Annotated in this window: 25 protein-coding genes and 1 other RNA gene; 4 read left to right on the top strand and 22 right to left on the bottom strand. The window is 66.9% G+C overall.

From position 1 onward, the window contains the following. Window positions 1–5: 5 nt before the first annotated feature. The 6 genes from GY40_RS17485 to hisF all read right to left on the bottom strand — a co-directional run bounded on the left by GY40_RS17485 (window position 6) and on the right by hisF (window position 4,598). On the bottom strand, window positions 6–1,379 hold the full coding sequence (locus tag GY40_RS17485; RefSeq protein WP_038364816.1) for a hypothetical protein: 1,374 nt from the start codon (window positions 1,377–1,379) through the stop codon (window positions 6–8). Between the two features lie 116 nt (window positions 1,380–1,495). Beyond that, window positions 1,496–1,846, bottom strand: coding sequence for a RidA family protein (locus GY40_RS17480; protein ID WP_038364814.1), 351 nt, complete (start codon window positions 1,844–1,846; stop codon window positions 1,496–1,498). 120 nt (window positions 1,847–1,966) lie between these two features. Then, window positions 1,967–2,413: a YqaA family protein gene (locus GY40_RS17475; protein WP_051988223.1), complete on the bottom strand. Its 447-nt coding sequence runs from the start codon at window positions 2,411–2,413 to the stop codon at window positions 1,967–1,969. A 56-nt stretch (window positions 2,414–2,469) separates the two neighbouring features. Continuing rightward, window positions 2,470–3,444, bottom strand: a complete 975-nt coding sequence (gene coaA / locus GY40_RS17470; protein ID WP_051988265.1) for a type I pantothenate kinase — start codon at window positions 3,442–3,444, stop codon at window positions 2,470–2,472. Between the two features lie 67 nt (window positions 3,445–3,511). Then, entirely contained in the window at window positions 3,512–3,832 is a 321-nt protein-coding gene (locus GY40_RS17465) for a phosphoribosyl-ATP diphosphatase (RefSeq protein WP_038364811.1), read from the bottom strand. A gap of 1 nt (window position 3,833) precedes the next feature. Beyond that, entirely contained in the window at window positions 3,834–4,598 is a 765-nt protein-coding gene (hisF, locus tag GY40_RS17460) for an imidazole glycerol phosphate synthase subunit HisF (protein ID WP_038364809.1), read from the bottom strand. A 136-nt stretch (window positions 4,599–4,734) separates the two neighbouring features. Here hisF and GY40_RS17455 point away from each other — a divergent pair, with 136 nt between their 5' ends. Further along, window positions 4,735–5,529 (top strand): transporter substrate-binding domain-containing protein, encoded by a 795-nt coding sequence (locus tag GY40_RS17455; RefSeq protein ID WP_038364807.1) that lies wholly within the window; start codon window positions 4,735–4,737, stop codon window positions 5,527–5,529. A gap of 178 nt (window positions 5,530–5,707) precedes the next feature. Then, entirely contained in the window at window positions 5,708–6,439 is a 732-nt protein-coding gene (locus tag GY40_RS17450; RefSeq protein WP_038364805.1) for a carbonic anhydrase, read from the top strand. A 3-nt stretch (window positions 6,440–6,442) separates the two neighbouring features. Here GY40_RS17450 and hisA read toward each other — a convergent pair whose 3' ends face one another. The 16 genes from hisA to GY40_RS17370 all read right to left on the bottom strand — a co-directional run bounded on the left by hisA (window position 6,443) and on the right by GY40_RS17370 (window position 18,207). Beyond that, the gene (gene hisA, locus GY40_RS17445; RefSeq protein WP_156115999.1) at window positions 6,443–7,183 is read right to left on the bottom strand and encodes a 1-(5-phosphoribosyl)-5-[(5-phosphoribosylamino)methylideneamino]imidazole-4-carboxamide isomerase; all 741 of its coding nucleotides are present in this window, start codon (window positions 7,181–7,183) and stop codon (window positions 6,443–6,445) included. Continuing rightward, on the bottom strand, window positions 7,171–7,827 hold the full coding sequence (hisH, locus tag GY40_RS17440) for an imidazole glycerol phosphate synthase subunit HisH (RefSeq protein ID WP_038364801.1): 657 nt from the start codon (window positions 7,825–7,827) through the stop codon (window positions 7,171–7,173). The genes hisA and hisH overlap by 13 nt, the downstream gene beginning before the upstream one ends. Continuing rightward, the gene (locus tag GY40_RS26630) at window positions 7,824–8,312 is read right to left on the bottom strand and encodes a DUF2628 domain-containing protein (RefSeq protein WP_051988222.1); all 489 of its coding nucleotides are present in this window, start codon (window positions 8,310–8,312) and stop codon (window positions 7,824–7,826) included. The genes hisH and GY40_RS26630 overlap by 4 nt, the downstream gene beginning before the upstream one ends. A gap of 10 nt (window positions 8,313–8,322) precedes the next feature. Continuing rightward, complete coding sequence (gene hisB / locus GY40_RS17430; RefSeq protein WP_038364799.1) at window positions 8,323–8,910, bottom strand: imidazoleglycerol-phosphate dehydratase HisB; 588 nt, start codon at window positions 8,908–8,910, stop codon at window positions 8,323–8,325. Between the two features lie 208 nt (window positions 8,911–9,118). After that, a complete protein-coding gene (locus GY40_RS17425; RefSeq protein WP_038365216.1) occupies window positions 9,119–10,315 on the bottom strand; it encodes an O-succinylhomoserine sulfhydrylase in 1,197 nt (398 codons plus the stop codon). Window positions 10,316–10,435: 120 nt separating this feature from the next. Next, window positions 10,436–11,176 (bottom strand): pyrimidine 5'-nucleotidase, encoded by a 741-nt coding sequence (locus GY40_RS17420; RefSeq protein ID WP_038364797.1) that lies wholly within the window; start codon window positions 11,174–11,176, stop codon window positions 10,436–10,438. 209 nt (window positions 11,177–11,385) lie between these two features. Continuing rightward, a complete protein-coding gene (gene argB, locus GY40_RS17415; RefSeq protein WP_038364795.1) occupies window positions 11,386–12,282 on the bottom strand; it encodes an acetylglutamate kinase in 897 nt (298 codons plus the stop codon). An 85-nt stretch (window positions 12,283–12,367) separates the two neighbouring features. Beyond that, a complete protein-coding gene (locus GY40_RS17410; RefSeq protein WP_038364792.1) occupies window positions 12,368–12,736 on the bottom strand; it encodes a DUF423 domain-containing protein in 369 nt (122 codons plus the stop codon). Between the two features lie 114 nt (window positions 12,737–12,850). Then, window positions 12,851–13,126: a hypothetical protein gene (locus tag GY40_RS17405; RefSeq protein WP_038364789.1), complete on the bottom strand. Its 276-nt coding sequence runs from the start codon at window positions 13,124–13,126 to the stop codon at window positions 12,851–12,853. Window positions 13,127–13,165: 39 nt separating this feature from the next. After that, window positions 13,166–13,831, bottom strand: coding sequence for a ribosome biogenesis GTP-binding protein YihA/YsxC (gene yihA / locus GY40_RS17400; RefSeq protein ID WP_038364786.1), 666 nt, complete (start codon window positions 13,829–13,831; stop codon window positions 13,166–13,168). A gap of 9 nt (window positions 13,832–13,840) precedes the next feature. Beyond that, complete coding sequence (locus GY40_RS17395; RefSeq protein ID WP_038364783.1) at window positions 13,841–14,473, bottom strand: CatB-related O-acetyltransferase; 633 nt, start codon at window positions 14,471–14,473, stop codon at window positions 13,841–13,843. A 52-nt stretch (window positions 14,474–14,525) separates the two neighbouring features. After that, window positions 14,526–16,409: a membrane protein insertase YidC gene (gene yidC, locus GY40_RS17390; RefSeq protein WP_051988264.1), complete on the bottom strand. Its 1,884-nt coding sequence runs from the start codon at window positions 16,407–16,409 to the stop codon at window positions 14,526–14,528. 37 nt (window positions 16,410–16,446) lie between these two features. Beyond that, window positions 16,447–16,878 (bottom strand): ribonuclease P protein component, encoded by a 432-nt coding sequence (gene rnpA / locus GY40_RS17385; protein ID WP_038364781.1) that lies wholly within the window; start codon window positions 16,876–16,878, stop codon window positions 16,447–16,449. Window positions 16,879–16,931: 53 nt separating this feature from the next. Next, window positions 16,932–17,066 (bottom strand): 50S ribosomal protein L34, encoded by a 135-nt coding sequence (gene rpmH, locus GY40_RS17380; protein ID WP_038364779.1) that lies wholly within the window; start codon window positions 17,064–17,066, stop codon window positions 16,932–16,934. 194 nt (window positions 17,067–17,260) lie between these two features. Next, window positions 17,261–17,476 carry a hypothetical protein gene (locus GY40_RS17375; RefSeq protein ID WP_038364777.1) on the bottom strand — a complete coding sequence of 72 codons (216 nt, stop codon included), beginning with the start codon at window positions 17,474–17,476 and terminating at the stop codon, window positions 17,261–17,263. Then, window positions 17,473–18,207 (bottom strand): COG4280 domain-containing protein, encoded by a 735-nt coding sequence (locus tag GY40_RS17370; protein WP_038364775.1) that lies wholly within the window; start codon window positions 18,205–18,207, stop codon window positions 17,473–17,475. The genes GY40_RS17375 and GY40_RS17370 overlap by 4 nt, the downstream gene beginning before the upstream one ends. Window positions 18,208–18,345: 138 nt before the next feature. Between GY40_RS17370 and GY40_RS17365 the strand changes: the two genes are divergently transcribed. Both GY40_RS17365 and ffs read left to right on the top strand, forming a co-directional pair. After that, window positions 18,346–18,912, top strand: coding sequence for a Chromate resistance protein ChrB (locus GY40_RS17365; protein WP_038364773.1), 567 nt, complete (start codon window positions 18,346–18,348; stop codon window positions 18,910–18,912). A gap of 60 nt (window positions 18,913–18,972) precedes the next feature. Further along, an RNA gene (ffs, locus tag GY40_RS27145) (signal recognition particle sRNA small type) lies at window positions 18,973–19,069 on the top strand. Window positions 19,070–19,095 lie beyond the last annotated feature (26 nt).

Below are 19,095 nucleotides of genomic sequence, written 5' to 3'. Positions count from 1 at the left end.
CGGGACTATTCCGAGAGCAGGCGCGTCGCCAGCTCTCCAGCCGCGGCCAGGCGTTGCTGGAGACCCGCGGCTGCGCCGGGGTCGGCCTTGCGCGCGGTTTCCACGGCCTCGACCAGCTGCGCCAGAGCTTTTTGGGCGAGGTCCTTGTCCTTGCCGCGGCGTGCGAGCTGGAGCATGGCCTCGGCCTGGGCCGCGCGCGTCTGAGCCCAGAGCAGCGGCACGGTCTCGCGTCGGCGCTCTTCCAGCGCGGCCGCAAATGTCGCAATGGCCTCCTCGATCACCACCGGTTCGGTGTAGCGTTCGGCCATGGCGCCGAGAACGCTGCCCATCTGGTCTTGAAGTTCGGCCCAGCGCAGCGGCTCCTTTTCGCGGTCGACGGCCGCAGCGACCCGGGTGAGGCTGTTGAAGGCGCGCTCCAGCAGGGCCAGATCGTTGCGGTGGCTGCCGAGCACCGCGCGTGCGCGCGCGATCATGTGCTCGGCCTCGAGCCAGCGCGTCTCGTCGCTGCTGCGGTCCCAGGCGGCAAGCACGGTCGCGAAGGCGGAAATCGCCTCTTCCAGCAGGGCCTCGTCCTGTTGTCTCTTGCCGAGAATGAGCGCGAGCCGGCCGAAGCGGAGCTTCAGCGCGCGCCAGAGCAGCGGAGCTTCGTCGCGCTGGAGATGTTCCAGCGCGCGCCGGCAATGCGCCAGGGCCTCGCTGCGAAGCGACTTCTCATCCGTGACCTGCGCAAGCCCTTCGAGGGCGCCGGCCAGCGCTTCCTCGGCTTCGGCGAAGGCGGTGGTATCTTCCAGGCTGTCCAGCCCTTCGATCTGGCGACGCAGCACTGCCGCGGCGGCGTCATAGCCCTCGCGGCCGCCGAAATCCTCGCTGATGCGGACGAGCGCGCTGGCTTGGTCGAGCGCGGCCCGGCGGCTGTGTTCGATATCGACGAGCCCGATCAGCGCTGAAGCCTCGCCATAGCGCGCCGCTGCTTCGCGGTAGCTTTCCGGCGCGGCGCGCAGGAAGCTGAGTGCTGCGCGGTCGGCCCGGTTTTCGCCGATCCGCACCCGGCTTCCCGCCGACAGGGCGGTGAGGTCGGTGACTTTTCCGATCAGATGGAGTTCGGCCTTCGCCAGAGCCTTGTCGGCTTCGGCGAGCCGGCCGGCGGCGATGGCGGCCGCCGCTTCGGCGCGCAGCCGCCGGATCTCCGCATCGTCGAGCGGCGATGTCAGGCGACGGGCCAAGGCAAGAAAGTCCTGGGCCTTGCGGTCGAGCAGCGTCTCGTTCGGCAAGGCCTTGCCGGCATCGGTGAGCCAGTCGCCGACCATCGCGGCCAGCGCGACCGGCGGCAATCCGTGGCGTCCGGCGACCCGGGCCAGAAGCGGTGTGATCTCGTCCAAACGGCCGATAGCCGCCTCCCGCCAGGGCTACCGCCATGCTCCCGCTGGGCTCATGGCGGCGATGCATGTCCCCGGGCCGGAAGCGGCTTCCGCGGCCGGCCCGGGGGCGTCCAATCTCACTTCGCGGCGATGACCGCGATCTCGACCGTGAACTGCGGCGCGGCGAGCTTGGCCTCGACCGTGGCGCGGCCCGGCGTGGCGCCCGCGACGACCCACTTGTCCCAGACGGCGTTCATCTCGGCGAAGGTCGACATGTCGGCGAGCCAGATATTGACCATCAGCAGCTTCGACTTGTCCGTGCCAGCCTCGGCCAGCAGGCCGTCGATGATGCCGAGGATGTCGGCCGTCTGCTCCGCCACGCTCTTGCCCGCTGCGGCGCCAGCGACCTGGCCGGCCAGATAGACGGTATCGCCGTGCACGACGGCCTTGGACATACGGGGACCGGGCTGGATACGCTGGATGCTCATCGTCAAATCTCCTTGAACGGATAGCTTCGCTGGTAGCCCGGCCGGCCCGGTTTCGCAATTGCCAAGGATGCAGGAGCGCTTTCTTCGCGCGAACCGGCATCCGCCTCGCGCCAAAACGCTTCAGGCGAGGCTCGTCCAGCCTGCCCAGAGCATCGCATAGCGCGCCGCCTTGCCGACCAGCACCAGCAGGATGAAGCGCCCGAGCGGGAAGTTCAGCGTGCCCGCGACGAAGGTCAGCGGGTCGCCGACGATCGGCAGCCAGGCGAAGAGCAGCGAGGGCCAGCCGAAGCGCTCGAACCAGCCCTGTGCCTTGGCGAGGCGGGCCGGGTCGGGCCGCAATCGCACCGGCAGCGCCTCGACGCCGCGCTGTGCGATGAGCCGGCCAAGCCACCAGTTGAGGAGCGAGCCGGCGGTATTCGCCAGGCTCGCCGTCAGGAAGAGTGCGAGCGGATCGACGCTCTTCGCCGCCAGCAGCCCGACGAAGACGGCTTCCGACTGCGCCGGCAGCAGGGTCGCGGCAATGAAGGCCGCGCTCGCCATGCCGGCGAGCGACCAGAAGGCTTCCATCAAGATGCGGAGCCGGAGAGGGCGGGCCGGGGCGGGAACGACATCGCGGCTGGATTCTACAGCCGCCGCAGGGCGACCTGCTGGATGCGGTGGCTCGCGCCTTTGGTCAGGATCAGGCTGGCGCGCTGGCGCGTCGGCAGGATGTTCTCCTGCAGGTTCGGCAGGTTGATGCCGGTCCAGAGCTTCTCGGCGATGGAGAGGGCTTCCTCCTCCGCGATCTCGGCATATTTGCGGAAGAAGGAGCGCGGATCGCGGAAGGCGGTGTGGCGCAGCGTCATGAAGCGGTTGACGTACCAGCGGTGCAGATCGTTCTCGTCGGCGTCGAGATAGACCGAGAAGTCGAAATAATCCGAGACGAAGGGGATCACCGTGCCGTCCTTCGGCATGCGGCTCGGCTGCAGCACGTTCAGCCCCTCGAGGATCAGGATGTCCGGCCGCTCGACCGTCACCGTCTCGCCCGGCACGACGTCGTAGACGAGGTGCGAATAGACCGGCGCCGACACTTGCGGCTTGCCCGCCTTCACATCGGAGAGGAAGCGCAGGATCGCCTGGCCGTCATAGCTCTCCGGGAAGCCCTTGCGCTGCATCAGCCCGCGCCGTTCCAGCTCGGCGTTGGGAAGCAGGAAGCCGTCGGTGGTGACGAGCTCGACCTTCGGCGTATTGGGCCAGCGCGAGAGCAGGGCCTTGAGCACGCGCGCCGTGGTCGACTTGCCGACTGCGACCGAGCCGGCGACCCCGATGATATAGGGCACCTTGGGCTCGGATTCGGCCAGCAGGAAGCGCTGTGTCGCCTTGAACAGCCCCTGCGTCGCCGCGACATAGAGCGAGAGCATGCGCGACAGCGGCAGGTAGATCGCGACAATCTCGTCGAGCGAGATCGGATCGTTGAGCGATTGCAGCTTGGTCAGGTCGTCGACCGAGAGCGTCAGCGGCTGATCGGCGCGCAGATGCGCCCACTCGTCGCGCGAGAAGATGCGATAGGGCGAGACGAGGTCGCGTTCCGGCGGGGTCGAGATGAGGCGCTGGTCCATGACGCGACCCGCAATCCAGGATTCGAGGTTCAAAGGGGGATCATCCTCGCCGGGTCTTCGACGCTACTCAACCGGATCTGGCCGCCTTCTCCGCCAGTCCGGACCGGGCCGTACGGGCTTCAAGCTGGCTCAAGACGTCTTGCAATGCAATATCGCGGCTCTTGAGCACGACCAAAAGATGATACAGCACGTCGGCGCTTTCGGCGATCAGCTCTGCGCGATCGCCCTTCACGGCCGCGATGACGGCCTCGACCGCCTCCTCCCCGAACTTCTTGGCGGCACGCTCAGGACCGGCGGCGATGAGCTTTGCCGTCCAGGATTCCTCGGGCGAGGCGCTGGCGCGTTCGGCGATGCGGGCTTCGAGATCGGCGAGGGTGAAGCCGGTCATGTCAATCGAGCCTCATCCTGAGGCCCGCTTCCGCCATATGCGCCTTGGCCTGACCGATCGTGTAGGTGCCGAAATGGAAGATCGAGGCGGCGAGCACGGCTGAGGCATGGCCTTCGCTGACGCCGGCGACGAGATCGTCGAGGTCGCCGACACCGCCCGAGGCGATCACCGGCACGGAGACCGCATCCGAGATGGCGCGCGTCAGGCCGAGATCATAGCCGGACTTGGTGCCGTCCTTGTCCATCGAGGTCACCAGCAATTCGCCCGCGCCCAGCGAGACGACCTCGCGCGCGAAGGCGACGGCCTCGATGCCGGTGGCGTTGCGCCCGCCATGGGTGAAGATCTCCCAGCGGCCGGGCGAGACCTGCTTGGCGTCGATCGCGACCGTGATGCACTGGGCGCCGAACTTCTCCGCCGCTTCCTTGACGAAGAGCCGGTTGGTGACGGCGGCGGTGTTGATCGAGACCTTGTCGGCGCCGGCCAGCAGCAGCGCGCGGATATCTTCGACCTTGCGCACCCCGCCGCCGACGGTGAGCGGCATGAAGCAGGCTTCAGCCGTGCGCGTCACCACGTCGAACAGGATGCCGCGATCCTCATGGCTTGCGGTGATGTCGAGGAAGCAGAGCTCGTCCGCGCCGGCCGCGTCATAGGCCTTGGCGGCCTCGACGGGATCGCCGGCATCGACCAGGTCGACGAACTTGACGCCCTTGACGACGCGGCCGTCCTTGACGTCGAGGCAGGGAATGATGCGGGTCTTCAAGGTCATCGTCGACAGGGCCCAGGCCGTTGAAAAAAAGCCGCCGGAAACCGGCTCCTCTAAACCATTGCGGCGCCGGTTGACAGTCCGTCGCGCACGTTCCTTGCTTGGCCTGCGGTTTCGACAGCTCCGAGGTCATCCGATCATGCGCCTGTTCTCCCTGCTCCGCCCCGGCCTGCTGCTGCCGGCCTTGTCCTTCGGCCTGACGCTGGCCGGCGCCGTCCACGCGCAGACGCCCGCGAGCCTGCTCGACACCGTGCAGAGCCGAGGCAGCCTGCAAATCTGCACCACCGGCGACTACAAGCCCTTCACCCTGGCCAAGGACGGCAGCTTCGAGGGCATCGACATCGATCTGGCGAAATCGCTCGCTAAGGCGCTCGGCGTCGAGGCCAAGTTCGTCCAGACGAAATGGGCCGATCTGCTGACCGACATGGGCTCGGGCAAATGCGACGTCGCGATGGGCGGCATCTCGGTGACGCTCGACCGGCAGAAGAAGGTGTTCTTCTCCGCGCCCTATCTCGTCAACGGCAAGGCGCCGATCGTGCGCTGCGCCGACAAGGACAAGTTCCAGACGGTCGCGGCCATCGACAAGCCGGAGACGCGCGTCATCGTCAATCCCGGCGGCACCAATGAGCGTTTCGTGCGCGCCAATTTCAAGCAGGCCAAGATCGAGGTCTTCCCCGACAACGTCACGATCTTCGACCAGATCCTCGCCGGCAAGGCCGACCTGATGATCGCCGAATCGATCGAGGTGAAGGTGCAGGAGAAGGCCAAGCCCGGCCTCTGCGCCGTCAATCCGGACGAGCCGCTGCAATATGGCGAGATGGGCTACATGCTCCCGCGCGGCGACGCGACCTTCAAGGCCTTCGTCGACCAGTGGCTGCATCTCGCCAAGGCGACGGGCGAGTTCGCCAAGATCTACGACCAGTTCGTGCGCTGAGGATGTTCGTCGCGCTGCCGGGGCTGGAACCGGCGGCGCGGTGACCGCGCGACCCGGTCGGAGCTGATCGGGCGGGGGCGCGCTCGATGTCCGCCCCGATAGTCATTCTTCATCACTTGTCGATACGGTGGCCGCGCAAGGCGGAAGGCTCCGCCGGCTTTCCGGGGGGAATGCTGCCATGTGCGAGAATTGCGTCGCTCGTCATCCGTTGCCGCGCCCGTCGCGTCGCTCCCTCCTCGGTCTGGGCGCCGCGCTTGCGCTCGCGGGCGGGATGGCCGGCGGCGTCTCGACGGCCTCCGCGCAGACCGCGAGCCCGGCGGATGTGCCGACCGGGGAAGAGGCGTTGAAGCGGCTGATGGCGGGCAATGCCCGCTACGTGGCCAACAAGCCGCGGCATCGGGATTTCTCGGCTGGACGCGCGGCCCGCGCCAGTTCGCAGCATCCCTTCGCCTCGATCGTCGGCTGTGCCGATTCGCGCCTTGCTCCCGAGCTGACCTTCGACCAGAGCGCCGGCGATCTCTTCGTCGTCCGGGTTGCGGGGAATTTCGTCAACGAGGATGGGCTGGCGAGCCTCGAATTCGGCGCGGCCGTCCTGCAGTCGCCCTTGATCCTGGTGCTCGGGCATACGCGCTGCGGCGCGATTTCCGCGACCATCGATGCAGTGAAGAACGGGACGCAATTGCCCGGCCACCTGCCTGCCTTGGTCAATGCGATCCGGCCTGCCGTCGTCGAGGTGCAGAAAGCCGGCGCCGCCGATATGCTGGAAGCGGCGACGGAGGCGAATGTCCGGCTCAATGTCGAGCGGCTGAAGACGGCGGCTCCGATCCTCGCCCAGCGCGTCGCCGAGAAGAAGCTGACGGTCGTCGGCGGCGTCTACGACCTCGCCACCGGCAAGGTGAAGCTGATCTGAGGCTCAGGCGGCCCGGGCCAGCCGGTCGAGTGCTGCCGTCGGATCGATCCGACCGTCATAGAGGGCCCTGCCCGTGATCGCGCCTTCGAGGATCGAGGCGTCATCAGCGCAAAGGCGCTCGATATCGGCCATGGAGGCCAGGCCGCCCGAGGCGATCACCGGGATCGAAACCGCCTTCGCCAGCGCGATCGTGCCGTCCCAGTTGATGCCCTGGAGCATACCGTCGCGGGCGATGTCGGTGTAGACGATCGCGGCCACGCCGGCATCCTCGAAGCGCTTGCCGAGATCGGCCGCCGCCAATGTCGAGGTCTCGGCCCAGCCTTCCACGGCCACGAAGCCGTCGCGCGCGTCGATGCCGACCGCGACCTGGCCCGGAAAGGCCTTCGCCGCCTCGCGCACGAAACCGGGATCGCGCACCGCCGCCGTGCCGATGATGACTCGGGCGATGCCCTTGTCGAGCCAGCCGGCGACCGTCTTCATGTCACGAATGCCGCCGCCGAGCTGCACGGGAAAGGCGACGCGCTTCAGGATGGCTTCGACCGCCGCCGCGTTCATCGGCTTGCCGGCGAAGGCGCCGTCGAGATCGACGACATGCAGCCACTGGAAGCCCTGGGCCTCGAAGGTCGCAGCCTGCGCGGCCGGATCGTCGTTGAAGATCGTGGCCTGCGCCATGTCGCCCTGCTTCAGGCGGACGCAGCGGCCTTCCTTGAGATCGATCGCGGGAAAGAGGATCACGGCTTCCAGCTCAGGAAATTGGCGATGAGCTTGAGGCCGAGCGCCTGGCTCTTCTCGGGGTGGAACTGCGTGCCCGCGACGTTGCCATGCGCAACCATTGCAGTCACCGGGCCGCCATGGTCGGTCAGTGCGACCACGTCCTGCGCCCGTTCCGGCGTCAGGGCATAGGAATGGACGAAATAGGCGTGCAGTCCCTGCGGGCCGGTCTCGATGCCGGCGAGCAGCGGGTGCTCGTTCTGCCGGTGCAGCGTGTTCCAGCCCATATGCGGGATCTTGAGGCTCTCGTCGCGCGGCTTGATCAGGGCGACATCGCCCGGAATCCAGCCGAGCCCCTCGGTTATCGTGTATTCGAGCCCGCGCGAGGCGAGGAGCTGCATGCCGACGCAAATGCCGAGGAAGGGTCGGCCCTTGCCCCGCACCACCTCTTCCAGCGTCTCGACCATGCCGGGAACGGCGTCGAGCCCGCGTCGGCAATCGGCGAAGGCTCCGACGCCCGGCAGCACGATGCGGTCGGCCGCACGCACGACATCGGTGTTGCTGGTGACGTGGATGGTCGAAGGGATGCCGGCCTCGTTGGCGGCCCGCTCGAACGCCTTGGCGGCCGAGTGCAGATTGCCCGAGCCGTAATCGATGATCGCGACGGACTGGCTCATCGTCCCTGCGCCTCCGGGAAGAGGCCGATGATCGGCAGCGCGCCGCTCGGTCGTGCTGCCGTGGCGGGCGTTGCGGTTACGATCCGCGGCGCGACGGGCTCGTCGCCGAGCGCGCGTTCGAAATAGCGGCGCTCGGCCTCGGCCAGTGAGCGCGCCTCGACGACATCCGCCAGGCGCCAGCCCTTGCGGGTGAGCTTGCGGATGACGAGATTGCGCCCCTCGACGCCGAGGAAGAACGCGATCGTCCAGTAGATCAGCCCGAGCGCGGTCGGGTGGAAGCCGAAGCGCGTCTGGAGAAAGAAGATCGCAGCCCAGGCCAACACGAGCAGCAATGTCGCCAGCCAGAGCCGTTGGCCGAGCAGCCAGAGCCCGTGAAGCAGGAACGCGCCCCAGGAGAAGCTGTCGGGAACGAGGCGTGCCCGCTCGACCGCTTCGCTCTCGCCGCCTTCGGCCGAGGGCGGCGTCATCACCGTGTAGAATGCCATCCTCGCCTCCTCAGAGCGCGCCCTTGGTCGAGGGCACGCGGCCGCCTTCGCGCGGATCGACCTCGAGCGCCTGCCTCAGCGCCCGCGCCAGCCCCTTGAAGCAGCTCTCGGCGATATGGTGGGCATTGTCGCCATAGAGCGTCTCGACATGCAGCGTGATGCCGGCATTCATCGCGAAGGCCTGGAAGAATTCGCGCACCAGCTCGGTGTCGAAGGTTCCGATCTTCTGCGCCTTGAACTCGGTGCGGAACACCAGGAACGGCCGGCCGGAGACATCGAGCGCGACGCGGGTCAGCGTCTCGTCCATCGGCAGGTGGACATCGGCATAGCGGCGGATGCCCTTCTTGTCGCCGAGCGCCTGCCTGAGAGCCTCGCCGAGCGCGATACCGGCATCCTCGACCGAATGGTGGTCGTCGATATGGGTGTCGCCCTTCACCTTGACCTTGAGGTCGATCAGCGAATGGCGGGCGAACAGGTCGAGCATATGGTCGAAGAAGCCGACGCCGGTGGCGATCTCGGCCTTGCCGGTCCCGTCGATCGTGAGCGAGACCGCGATATCGGTCTCGTTGGTGCGACGCTTCACTTCGCCCGAACGCATGCTGGCCTCTCAGGGCAGGCTGGAAAACGGCTTCGCTTTAGCAGGGGCAAGCGGGGATGGCCACAGGGGCCCGCATGACGCCGGTTCAAACCACCGTCATGCTCGGGCTTGACCCGAGCATCTCGTGACGGATGAGGCTCCTGCGCTGCGTCCTTCCAGAGATTCTCGGGTCTGCGCTGCGCTTCGCCCGAGAATGACGGCTGGCGTCTCACACCTTTGCCAGCGCCTGCTCCAGATCGGCGATCAGGTCGTCGGCGTGCTCCAGCCCGATCGAGAGACGGATCATGCCGTCGGTGACGCCCATATCGGCCCGGACTTCCGGGCTGAAGCGCTGGTGCGTCGTCGTCGCGGGATGGACGATCAGGCTCTTGGCGTCACCGAGATTGTTCGAGATGCGGATCAGCTTGCAGGCGTTGAGCAGGCGGTAGGCGGCGTCCTTGCCGCCGGGCACCTCGAAGGCGATCAGCGTCGAGGGGCCGCTCATCTGGCGTGCGATGACCGCGGCCTGCGGATGGCTGTCATGGCCGCAGAAGATGACCTTTGAGGGCTTCGCGTGAGCGGCGAGCCAATCCGCGACCTTGGTCGCATTCTCCGCCTGCTTGGCAACGCGCAGCGGCAGCGTCTCCAGCGCCTTCAGCATCACCCAGGCGTTGAAAGGCGAGATCGCCGGGCCGGTCTGGCGCAGGAAGGTCTGGATATCGCCTTCGATCAGCGCCTTCGAGCCGACGATCAGGCCGCCGAGGCAGCGCCCCTGCCCGTCGATATGCTTGGTGGCGGAATAGACGACGAGATCGGCGCCGAGCTCGAGCGGGCGCTGGAAGAGCGGCGTGGCGAAGACGTTGTCGACGACGAGCGTCGCGCCCGCTGCCTTCGCGATCTCGGCGACGGCGGCGATGTCGATGATCTCCAGCGTCGGATTCGACGGACTTTCAAGGAAGAGGACTTTGGTGTTCGGCCGGATCGCCTTGCGCCAGGCCTCGAGATCGGTGCCGTCGACCAGCGTCGACGCGACGCCGTAGCGCGGCAGATGGTCCTCGACGACGTAGCGACAGGAGCCGAAGAGCGCGCGCGCCGCCACGACATGGTCGCCGGCGCGCACCTGCGCCATCACGGCGGCGGTGACCGCGGCCATGCCGGTCGCGGTGGCACGGCAGGCTTCGGCGCCCTCGAAGGCCGCCATGCGGCCTTCCAGCATCGCGACGGTGGGATTGGAGAAGCGGGCATATTGGAAGCCCGGATCCTTGTTCAGGAAGCGCGCCTCGCATTGCTCGGCGCTGTCATAGACATGGCCCTGCGTCAGGAACAGCGCCTCGGAGGTCTCGCCGAACTGCGAGCGCATGGTGCCGGCATGGACCAGACGCGTCTCGGGATGCAGCTTCGCTGCGGCGTTGTCCGATGTCGACATGATCAGCCTCAATCCGTTCTTTATAACGGACAGAGCCAGTAGCAGCTTCCCTTCTGTTCGTAAAGAAGAACAGAAATTCCTTTTCGGGAAACGCGCGGCGCGGCAATCCTTCCGCCGGGTTCAGCTCCTGCGTTCGGCAGGCCGTCCGAGCGGCTTGAGGAAGCCGGCGAGATCCGTCGTGACATGGTGGACATGGCCGGCTTCGACCGCGACCTGCTCCCAGGCCTCGCGGAAGGGGTCGGGCGTCCGCGGCACGATCAGCACGGTCTTCATGCCGAGCGCGCTCGGGACGACGAGATTCTTCTCGATGTCCTCGAACATCGCCGCCCGCCCGGGATCGACGGAGTGCTTGGCCAGGAAATTCTCATAGGTCGCGCGTTCGGGCTTGGGCAGGAAGCCGGCCTGCACGATGTCGAAGATATCCTCGAAATGGTGGAGGATGCCGAGCTTGCCGGCGACGTTCTCGGCATGGCCGCGCGAGCCATTGGTCAGGATCAGCTTGCGGCCGGGCAGAGCGGCGATGGCCTCGCCCAGTTCCGGGTTGGGGTCGAGCAGCGACAGGTCGATCTGGTGGGCGAAGTCGAGGAAGTCGTCGGGATCGACGCCATGCTCCTCCATCAGCCCCTTCAGCGTCGTGCCGTAGCGCTGGTAGTAGTATTTCTGCAGGGCCCGTGACGAAAGGCCGTCGAGGCCGAACAGCTCCGCCAGGAACAGGGTGATGCGCTCGTCGACCTGCGGCCAGACCTTGGCCTCGTGCGAATAGAGCGTGTTGTCGAGGTCGAAGACCCAGTGATCGACATGCGCGAAGCCTTCCGCCGTCAGGGGCGGGGTCGCGACCGGGATGTCAGGAAGTGTTTTCATCGGACTCCGAGATGTGGCGAGCCGGAGTCTGCGCTGCAAGTCCTTGGCCAAGGCTTAATCGCGGGCGCGCTCGACACCCTCCACCCCATCATTCCGGACAAGCCGCGGTAGCGGCGCTGATCCGGAATCCATCATAAGGCTCGGTGCTCTACGATGGATTCCGGGTCTCCGCTGCGCTCCGCCCGGAATGACGGGCTGGAGTCGTGACGTCACCGCCGGATGATCGTGCCGGCGCCGGTGTCGGTGAAGAGCTCGATCAGCGCCGCATGCGGCACCTTGCCGTCGAGGATGACCACGGCCTCGACGCCCTTTTCCAGCGCGTAGATGCAGGTCTCGATCTTCGGGATCATGCCGCCCGAGATCGTGCCGTCCGCGATCAGATGGCGGCATTCCTCGACCGTCAGCTCCGGAATGAGCTGCTTGTCCTTGTTGAGGACGCCGGGCACGTCGGTGAGCAGCAGCAGGCGCTTGGCATTGAGCGCCCCCGCAATGGCGCCGGCGAAGGTATCGGCGTTGACGTTATAGGTCTGCCCGTCGGCGGCGGCGCAGACCGGCGCCAGAACCGGGATCAGCTCGGCCTTCAGCACCGCGTCGAGCACGGTCGTGTTGACCTTCTCGGGCTCGCCGACGAAGCCGAGGTCGAGCACCTCCTCGATCTTGGAATCCGGATCGACGATGGTGCGGGTCACCTTGCGGGCGGTGACCATGTTGCCGTCCTTGCCGCAGAGCCCGATGGCGCGCCCGCCCTCACGGGTGATGTAGCCGACGATCTCCTTGTTGACCGAGCCGGCCAAGACCATCTCGACGACCTCGACCGTGGCCTCGTCGGTGACGCGCAGGCCCTGCCTGAACTCGGACTGGATGCCGAGCTTCTTCAGCATCGCCGCGATCTGCGGCCCGCCGCCATGGCAGACGACGGGCTTCAGGCCGGACTGCTCGAGCAGCACGATGTCCTCGGCGAAATCCTCGGCAGTGGCGGCGTCGCCCATGGCGTTGCCGCCATATTTGATGACGATGACCTCCTGGTCGTAGCGCTGCATATGCGGCAGCGCCTGTACGAGCAGCTCGGCGGATTGCGACGGCGTCAGAAGGGGGTGGTCGGTCATTCGGGCAGGCTCCGCACGGCCGCGAGGAAGGTGCGGCGCGCTTCTACCCGAAGTTTCCCGGCGGCGGAAGGATGCTTGATGTCGTTCAGTCGCGCTTCGCCATCACGGTCGCGACGGCAAGCCCGAGCCAGCCGCCCAGCATGAACCAGCCGCCGATCGGCGCGGCGCGCGGGAACAGCGCCTCGTTGGTGAAGCCGCGGCGCGCCAGATCGGCCGCGAAGAGAGTGGCGCCCAGGATCAAGGCCGACAGCGCGATCCGGGCGAGCGCGTCATGGAGATAGCCGCCCTTGCGGGCAACCGTCGCTCCGAACACGATGGGAGCGTGGAACAGCAGGATCTGCCCGGCGGTCTGGACATTGGCCGTGCCGGTGATGTGCGCGGCGGCGGCGAGCAGCGCCACGCCGGCGACCCCCATCAGGGCGGCGAGGAAGAGGTGAATGCGCGTGGCGGTCATCGGGACTCGCTGTCGTCGGTTCGCTCGGCTGCTGTCATGGCGCATCGGCCGGCAGCGATCCATCGGCTTTGGCTCCGATGCCGCGCGACATGGTGAAGCGCTGCGACCCGTCCGTCAGCTCTGCGCGCGCAAGGTCCTGATGAATTCCGCCAGCGGGTGGATGCTCGGCGTTTCCGGCAGCAGGGGCTCGAGCGCATCGGCAATGGCCGGATAACCCTCCGGCGAGAGCGTCCGCAAGCTGGAGGAGACTTTGTTGTAGCTTGCCGAGCCGCGGCTCGCGATCGAGCGATCGATGACGAATGTCTCCAAAGCCCCGTCCAGCCGTTCGACGAAAAGGGCGAGCGAGCCGCCATCGGCGGCTGCGGCGCTGTCCGAAACGGATGTGAACATCGACCCTCCGACGGCTTCTTCGGCGGAGCTCGACCCGGCCTATGTCCGCTCTGACAGCACGCGCGCGATGGTGGCGCGCAATTCGGGAATGCCGAGCCCCTTTTCGCTCGAGGTCAGCAGCACCTCGGGATAGGCGGCGGGGCGGCGCTTGATCTCGTCATAGGTCGCTTCCGCCATGAACTGCTGCTCGGCGGGCTTCAGCGCATCGCCCTTGGTCAGCACGACCTGATAGGACACGGCGGCCTTGTCGAGCGTCTCAAGCACGGCGCCGTCGACATCCTTGATGCCGTGGCGGGCGTCGATCAGCACATAGACGCGCATTAGGTTCGAGCGTCCGCGCAGATAGTCGTGGATCAGCCGGGTCCAGGCCGCGACCTTCTCCTTGCCGACGGCGGCATAGCCATAGCCGGGCATGTCGACGATGGTCAGCCGCTCGTCATGATCGACCTGGCGGAAGAAGTTGAGCTGCTGCGTCCGGCCCGGCGTATGCGAGGTGCGCGCCAGCGCGTTGCGCCGCGTCAGCGCGTTGATCAGGCTCGATTTGCCGACATTGGAGCGGCCGGCGAAGGCGATCTCCTGCCCCACCATCGGCGGCAGGTCGTCGATCTTGGTCGAGGCCCAGACGAAGTCCCACGGGCCCTCGAAGAGCTTGCGGGCGGATTCGATCTCGTCCGCGGCGAACGGCTTGGTCGTGCTGGATGTCATGGCCCCTGCCTACACGGCCGCGCGCAGCGCGTCGATGTCCGCGCCCTGGATTGCGTCGACGTTGCGGCCGATCTTCGCCGCATCCCAGTCCCACCAGCGGATCGTCAGCAGTTCCGCGACGATCTCGGGCGGAAAGCGCATCTTGACGATTGCTGCGGGATTGCCGGCGACGACCGCATAATCAGGTACGTCCTTCGTCACCTGCGCCCGCGTGCCGATGATCGCGCCGTCCCCGATGGTGACGCCGGGCATGATCACGGCCTCGCGACCGATCCAGACATCGTTGCCGATCACCATGTCGCCGCGACTATTGGGGCCGGGACGCTTCAGCGCCGCGGGATCGCCGAGGCCGAACATCTGGAAGGGGAAGGTCGAGAAGCCGCCGAGCGGATGGTTGGCGCCGTTCATGATGAACTGCGCGGCCTGGGCGATGGCCACGAATTTCCCGATGATCAGCCGGTCGCCGATGAAGTCGAAATGGTAGCGCACGCAGCGGGCGACGAAATGCTCCGGCCCGCGCGAGTCGTCGTAATAGCTGTAGTCGCCGACCGCGATCAGCGGATGGTCGACGATCGCTTTCAGGAAGGCCGTGCCCTTCCAGCCGGGGATGGGGTGGCGCGTGGTCGGATCGGGCAGAGGCATCGCGCGGGCTCGCCGAAAAAGGCGAAGGGCGGGAAACCCGCCCTTCGTTGTCTCACTTCTTGTTGCCGTTGGCGGGCTTTGGCGGTGCGGGCACGGCGGGTGTGGTCGCCGGCTTCTTGCCGAACATGCCCTTGAGGTTGTCGAATAACTCGATCTTCACCCCGTTCTTGCGCATGATGAAGCCCTGCTGGGTCACCGAGAGCAGGTTGTTCCAGCTCCAGTAGATCACCAGGCCGGCCGGGAACGAGCCGAGCAGGAAGGTGAAGAACACCGGCATCCAGGTGAACATCATCTTCTGCACCGGGTCCGGCGGCTCCGGGTTCATCTTCATCTGGATGAACATCGTGATGCCCATGATGATCGGCCACAGGCCGAGATGCAGCATGGCGGGCGGCGTGAACGGCAGGGCGCCGAACAGGTTGAACAGGTTGGTCGGGTCCGGCGCCGCGAGGTCGTGGATCCAGCCGAAGAACGGCGCGTGCCGCATCTCGATGGTGATGAACAGGATCTTGTAGAGCGCGAAGAACACCGGGATCTGCAGCAGCACCGGCCAGCAGCCGGCGACCGGGTTGATCTTCTGCGTCTTGTAGAGCTCCATCAGAGCCTGCTGCTGCTTCATCTTGTCGTCCGCGTAGCGTTCGCGGATCGCCGTCATCTCCGGCTGCATCGCCTTCATCTTCGCCATCGAGGCGTAGGACTTGTTGGCGAGCGGGAAGAACAGCGTCTTGAGCAGCACCGTGACGATCAGGATCGCCACGCCGAAATTGCCGACATGCTTGTAGATCCAGTCGAGCACGACGAAGAGCGGCTTGGTGAAGAAATAGAACCAGCCCCAGTCGATCAGCAGGTCGAAGCGCTTGATCTGCTGGCTTTCCTCATAGCCGTTGATCGCCGCGACCTCCTTGGCGCCGGCGAAGAGCCGGGACTGCGAGGCGGTCGAGGCGCCGGGGGCGACAGTGACGCCTTCGCCGAGGAAATCGGCCTGATAGGTCCGTTCCGTGCCGGTCTGGACCGAGGAGAAGCGGCCTTCATATTTGCGCTGCTGGTCCGGGATGACGGTCGCGGCCCAGTACTTGTCGGTGATGCCGACCCAGCCGCCGACAGCATCCTTCCAGGTCCGGCCGACGGTGCCGGGCGCCAGCGCCGGCTCCTTGTCGAGCTTGTCGTAGGTCCATTCCTGCAGGCCGTTCTGCTCGCCGAGATAGCCGACGAGGCCCTCATGCAGCACGTAATAGCCGAGCGTGTGCGGCTTGCCCTGCCGGACGACCTGTCCGTAGGGAAAGAGGGTGGCTGCCGCCGAGCCCTTGTTCTCGACCTCGTCGCGGATCGTGAAAATGGCGTTGTCGTCGACGCTGAGGATGCGCTTGAAGGTCAGGCCCTGGCCGTTGTCCCAGGAGAGCGTCACCGGCTTGGCCGGGGTCAGCGTCTGGTTGTCGGCCGTCCAGACGGTCTTGGCATTCGGAACGGTGACATTGCTGCCGGGCGCCGCGACCCAGCCGAAATCCGAATAATAGGCGTCGGGGCCGCCGGCCGGCGAGAGCAGGACGATGATCGGGCTCTTGGGGTCGACCGTCTCGTGATAGGCCTTGAGCGAGACGTCGTCGATGCGCCCGCCCGCGAGCGAAATCGAACCGGCGATCTTCGGCGTGTCGATCTTGATGCGCGGGCTCGCGGCGAGCGCCTGCTCGCGCGTGCCGGCGATCTGCGTCCCGGCGGCGCCGGGCACCGTGCCGGGAGCGGCCGAGCCGGGGGGCGCTGCGGTCGCGGCGGGATTGGCGGCGCCGGCCGGAGCGGACTGGCTCTGCGTCTGCTGGTTCTGCCGGGCGATCTCCTGCTGCCTGTCCATCTGCGGCTTGGCATAGAAGAACTGCCAGCCAAGCAGGATGACCACGGACAGGACGATCGCGAGAAGCAGATTGCGGTTGTCTTCTTTCATCATGATCGGAAACGGGTCTCGCTCGGGTCCGGCTGGTTCAGGCGGAAGAAACGGAAGACGAAGGCGGCGTGCCGCGCGCAGTGCCTGCACGGCGCCGGTCGGCCTGCGGCTTTTGCGGCCTTGCCCTGTCGATGGCAATAGAAAGATCGGCGACCAGATGCCCGAAATCGGCGCCGAGCACCTCGGCGCGGGCGATAATCACGACGTCGCAGGGGCGGTCGGTCTGTGCGGCGAGCGCTTTTGCCGCAGCTGCGCGCAGGCGGCGGCGGATCCGGTTGCGCTTCACGGCATTGCCGGTCTTGCGCGAGGCGGTGAGGCCGAGGCGCAGGCCGCGGGCCGCTTTGCCGTCCCGTCCATCCTCAGCCGCGGCGTCGCGCACCTGCACGGTGAAGACGGACGAACGAAAACGGCGGCCGTGCTCGGCCGCCGCGAGAAATTCCTTGCGTTGCGTCAGACGGGCGAGGCGCATGGCGGTTGGCCAGTCTTCCGGAACGGGCGCGTGATCGTCACGCGCCGCTGTCGTCAGGCCGACAGGCGCTTGCGGCCATGCGCGCGGCGGGCGGCGATGACCTTGCGGCCACCCTTGGTCGCCATGCGGGCGCGATAGCCGTGGCGGCGCTTGCGAACCAGCTTGCTGGGTTGATAGGTTCTCTTCACGGTCCGTCTCCGGGGGCCTTGGTCAGCGCGACGACTGCGGCTTTCCGGGGAAAGCGTGGCCGATCGAGCCTGTCATGCAATAGGGTTCGGCGCCGCCCTGAGGCTGCGCAGGTCGCGGGCTTATGACGGATGGGCGACACCGAGTCAATGCCGAATGATCCGTGAAACGGCTGTCTGCGAGCTTCGCGGATCATTCAATGGGGTTTGCGCCTCGCGCCCTGCCGGACGCTGAACGCCAGGATCACGATCGAGCCTGCGGTCAGCGCCCCGGCGATCCCGGACGCGGGGCCGTGCAGGCCGAACGCCAGCACGGCGCAGAACGCGACCAGCGCGAGAATGGCGAGCGCGAGCCGCCCGTCATCGACGAACAGCGCGGCAATTTCGCGCAGGATCATGGCGATGGTTTTCATGCCGTCATCTCCACGGAGCGCTTGCGAAAGGCCGCGACGAGGGTGAGCGCGCTGGCAAGCAGCAGCGCCGCCAGCGCGAGGATTGCCAGATCGGCGCCGGGCCAGCTCACGCCGAGGCCCTCGCCCGTCCAATAGATGCCGAAGGCCGAGATCATCACGCCGACCGCGAATTTCAGGGTGTTCTCGGGAACGCGGGCCAGCGGCTTGCGCAGGATGAGGCCGAGCGCCAGCACGAGCGCGCAGGCCGCCAGGGCTCCGAGACTGGCGGGCCAGAGCAGGCCCCGGCCGGCGCCGACGGCCAAGACGATGAAGACGACCTCGATGCCTTCGAGCATCACCGCCTTGAAGGCGGTGAGCCCGGCCAGCCAGTCGCGGCGGCTCGCCGTTCCGCTGTCGCCGGCTTGCAAGGCCCCGGTTTCCTTGGCGAAAGCCGCCTCCTCGTCATGGAGCGCGATGAAGCCGGCGGCCCGCAGGATGGCCTTTCTGAGCCAGCGCAGGCCGAACATCATCAGCAGCACGCCGATGACGAGCTGCAGGGCCTGCAGCGGGATCAGCGTCAGGGCCGGGCCGAGCAGCAATACCAGCAGGGCGAGGGCCCCGAGCGCGCAGCCCGTGCCGATCAGCGCCGGCCGCCAGCCGCGCACGGTGCCGACGGCCAGCACGATGGTGAAGGCCTCGACGACCTCGACCAGCGAGGCGAGGAAGGCGGCGGAGAGAGCCGGGGCAGCCATGGTCCAGGTCACGGGAAACCTCGCGTGAACGATCGAGCTTGCAGGCGACAGCGGCAGCTTTTGCTGTCACGATGGCAGCAGCATCAAACGACTTTGATGCTATCATATTTGTAACGATGGTAACATTCAAGGAGTTCCATGGCGTCGCTCGAATGGTTGCTGCTGACCTACAAGGTTCCGGCCGAGCCGGCGCGCAAGCGCGTCTCGATCTGGCGCAAGCTCAAGGGCATGGGCGCGGTCTATCTGCAGGGCGGCGTCTGCCTGCTGCCCAAGACGGACGACCATCTGCGGCGGCTCAAGATGCTCGAGAACGAGATCGCCGAGGCCGAGGGCGAGGCGCTGCTGCTGGCGACGGTCGGCCTCGACCAGAAGCAGCAGGAGAAGGTCGTCGCGCGCTTCAATGCCGACCGTGACGACGAGTACAAGGAGTTCATCGAGAAATGCCTCGCCTTCGAGGCCGAGATCGACGACGAGACGCGCAACGCGCATTTCACCTTCGCCGAGCTCGAGGAGAACGAGCAGGAGCTGATGAAATTCCGCAACTGGATCGAGAAGATCCGCAAGCTCGATTTCTACGGCGCCCCCCGTGCCGGGGAGGCGGCCGAGCGCCTCCAGCGCTCGGAAGCGATTCTCGACGCCTATGCGCATAACGTCTTCGCGGCGCAGGAGGAAAACCGCCCGCCCGAGGCGGCGAAGCGGTCCTGAGGTCGCGGATCTCTCGCCGGCAGGCTTGCGCTTCGCACGGACATCCCCGATATAGCGCCCGGGAGGTTGGCGAGGGACGTCTCACTCGCCAACCGGGTCAGGTCCGGAAGGAAGCAGCCCTAACGAGACCGAACGGGTCTTCGTCCAGCCTCCCACCTCATGCGAGTCGCGTGTAACCGGGCC

It is taken from the genome of Allobosea sp. UNC402CLCol (assembly GCF_000745475.1).
Lineage (GTDB): Bacteria > Pseudomonadota > Alphaproteobacteria > Rhizobiales > Beijerinckiaceae > Allobosea > Allobosea spartocytisi.
Note: the sequence above shows the minus strand (reverse complement) of the source record. Positions and strands in the feature narration are given on the sequence as shown.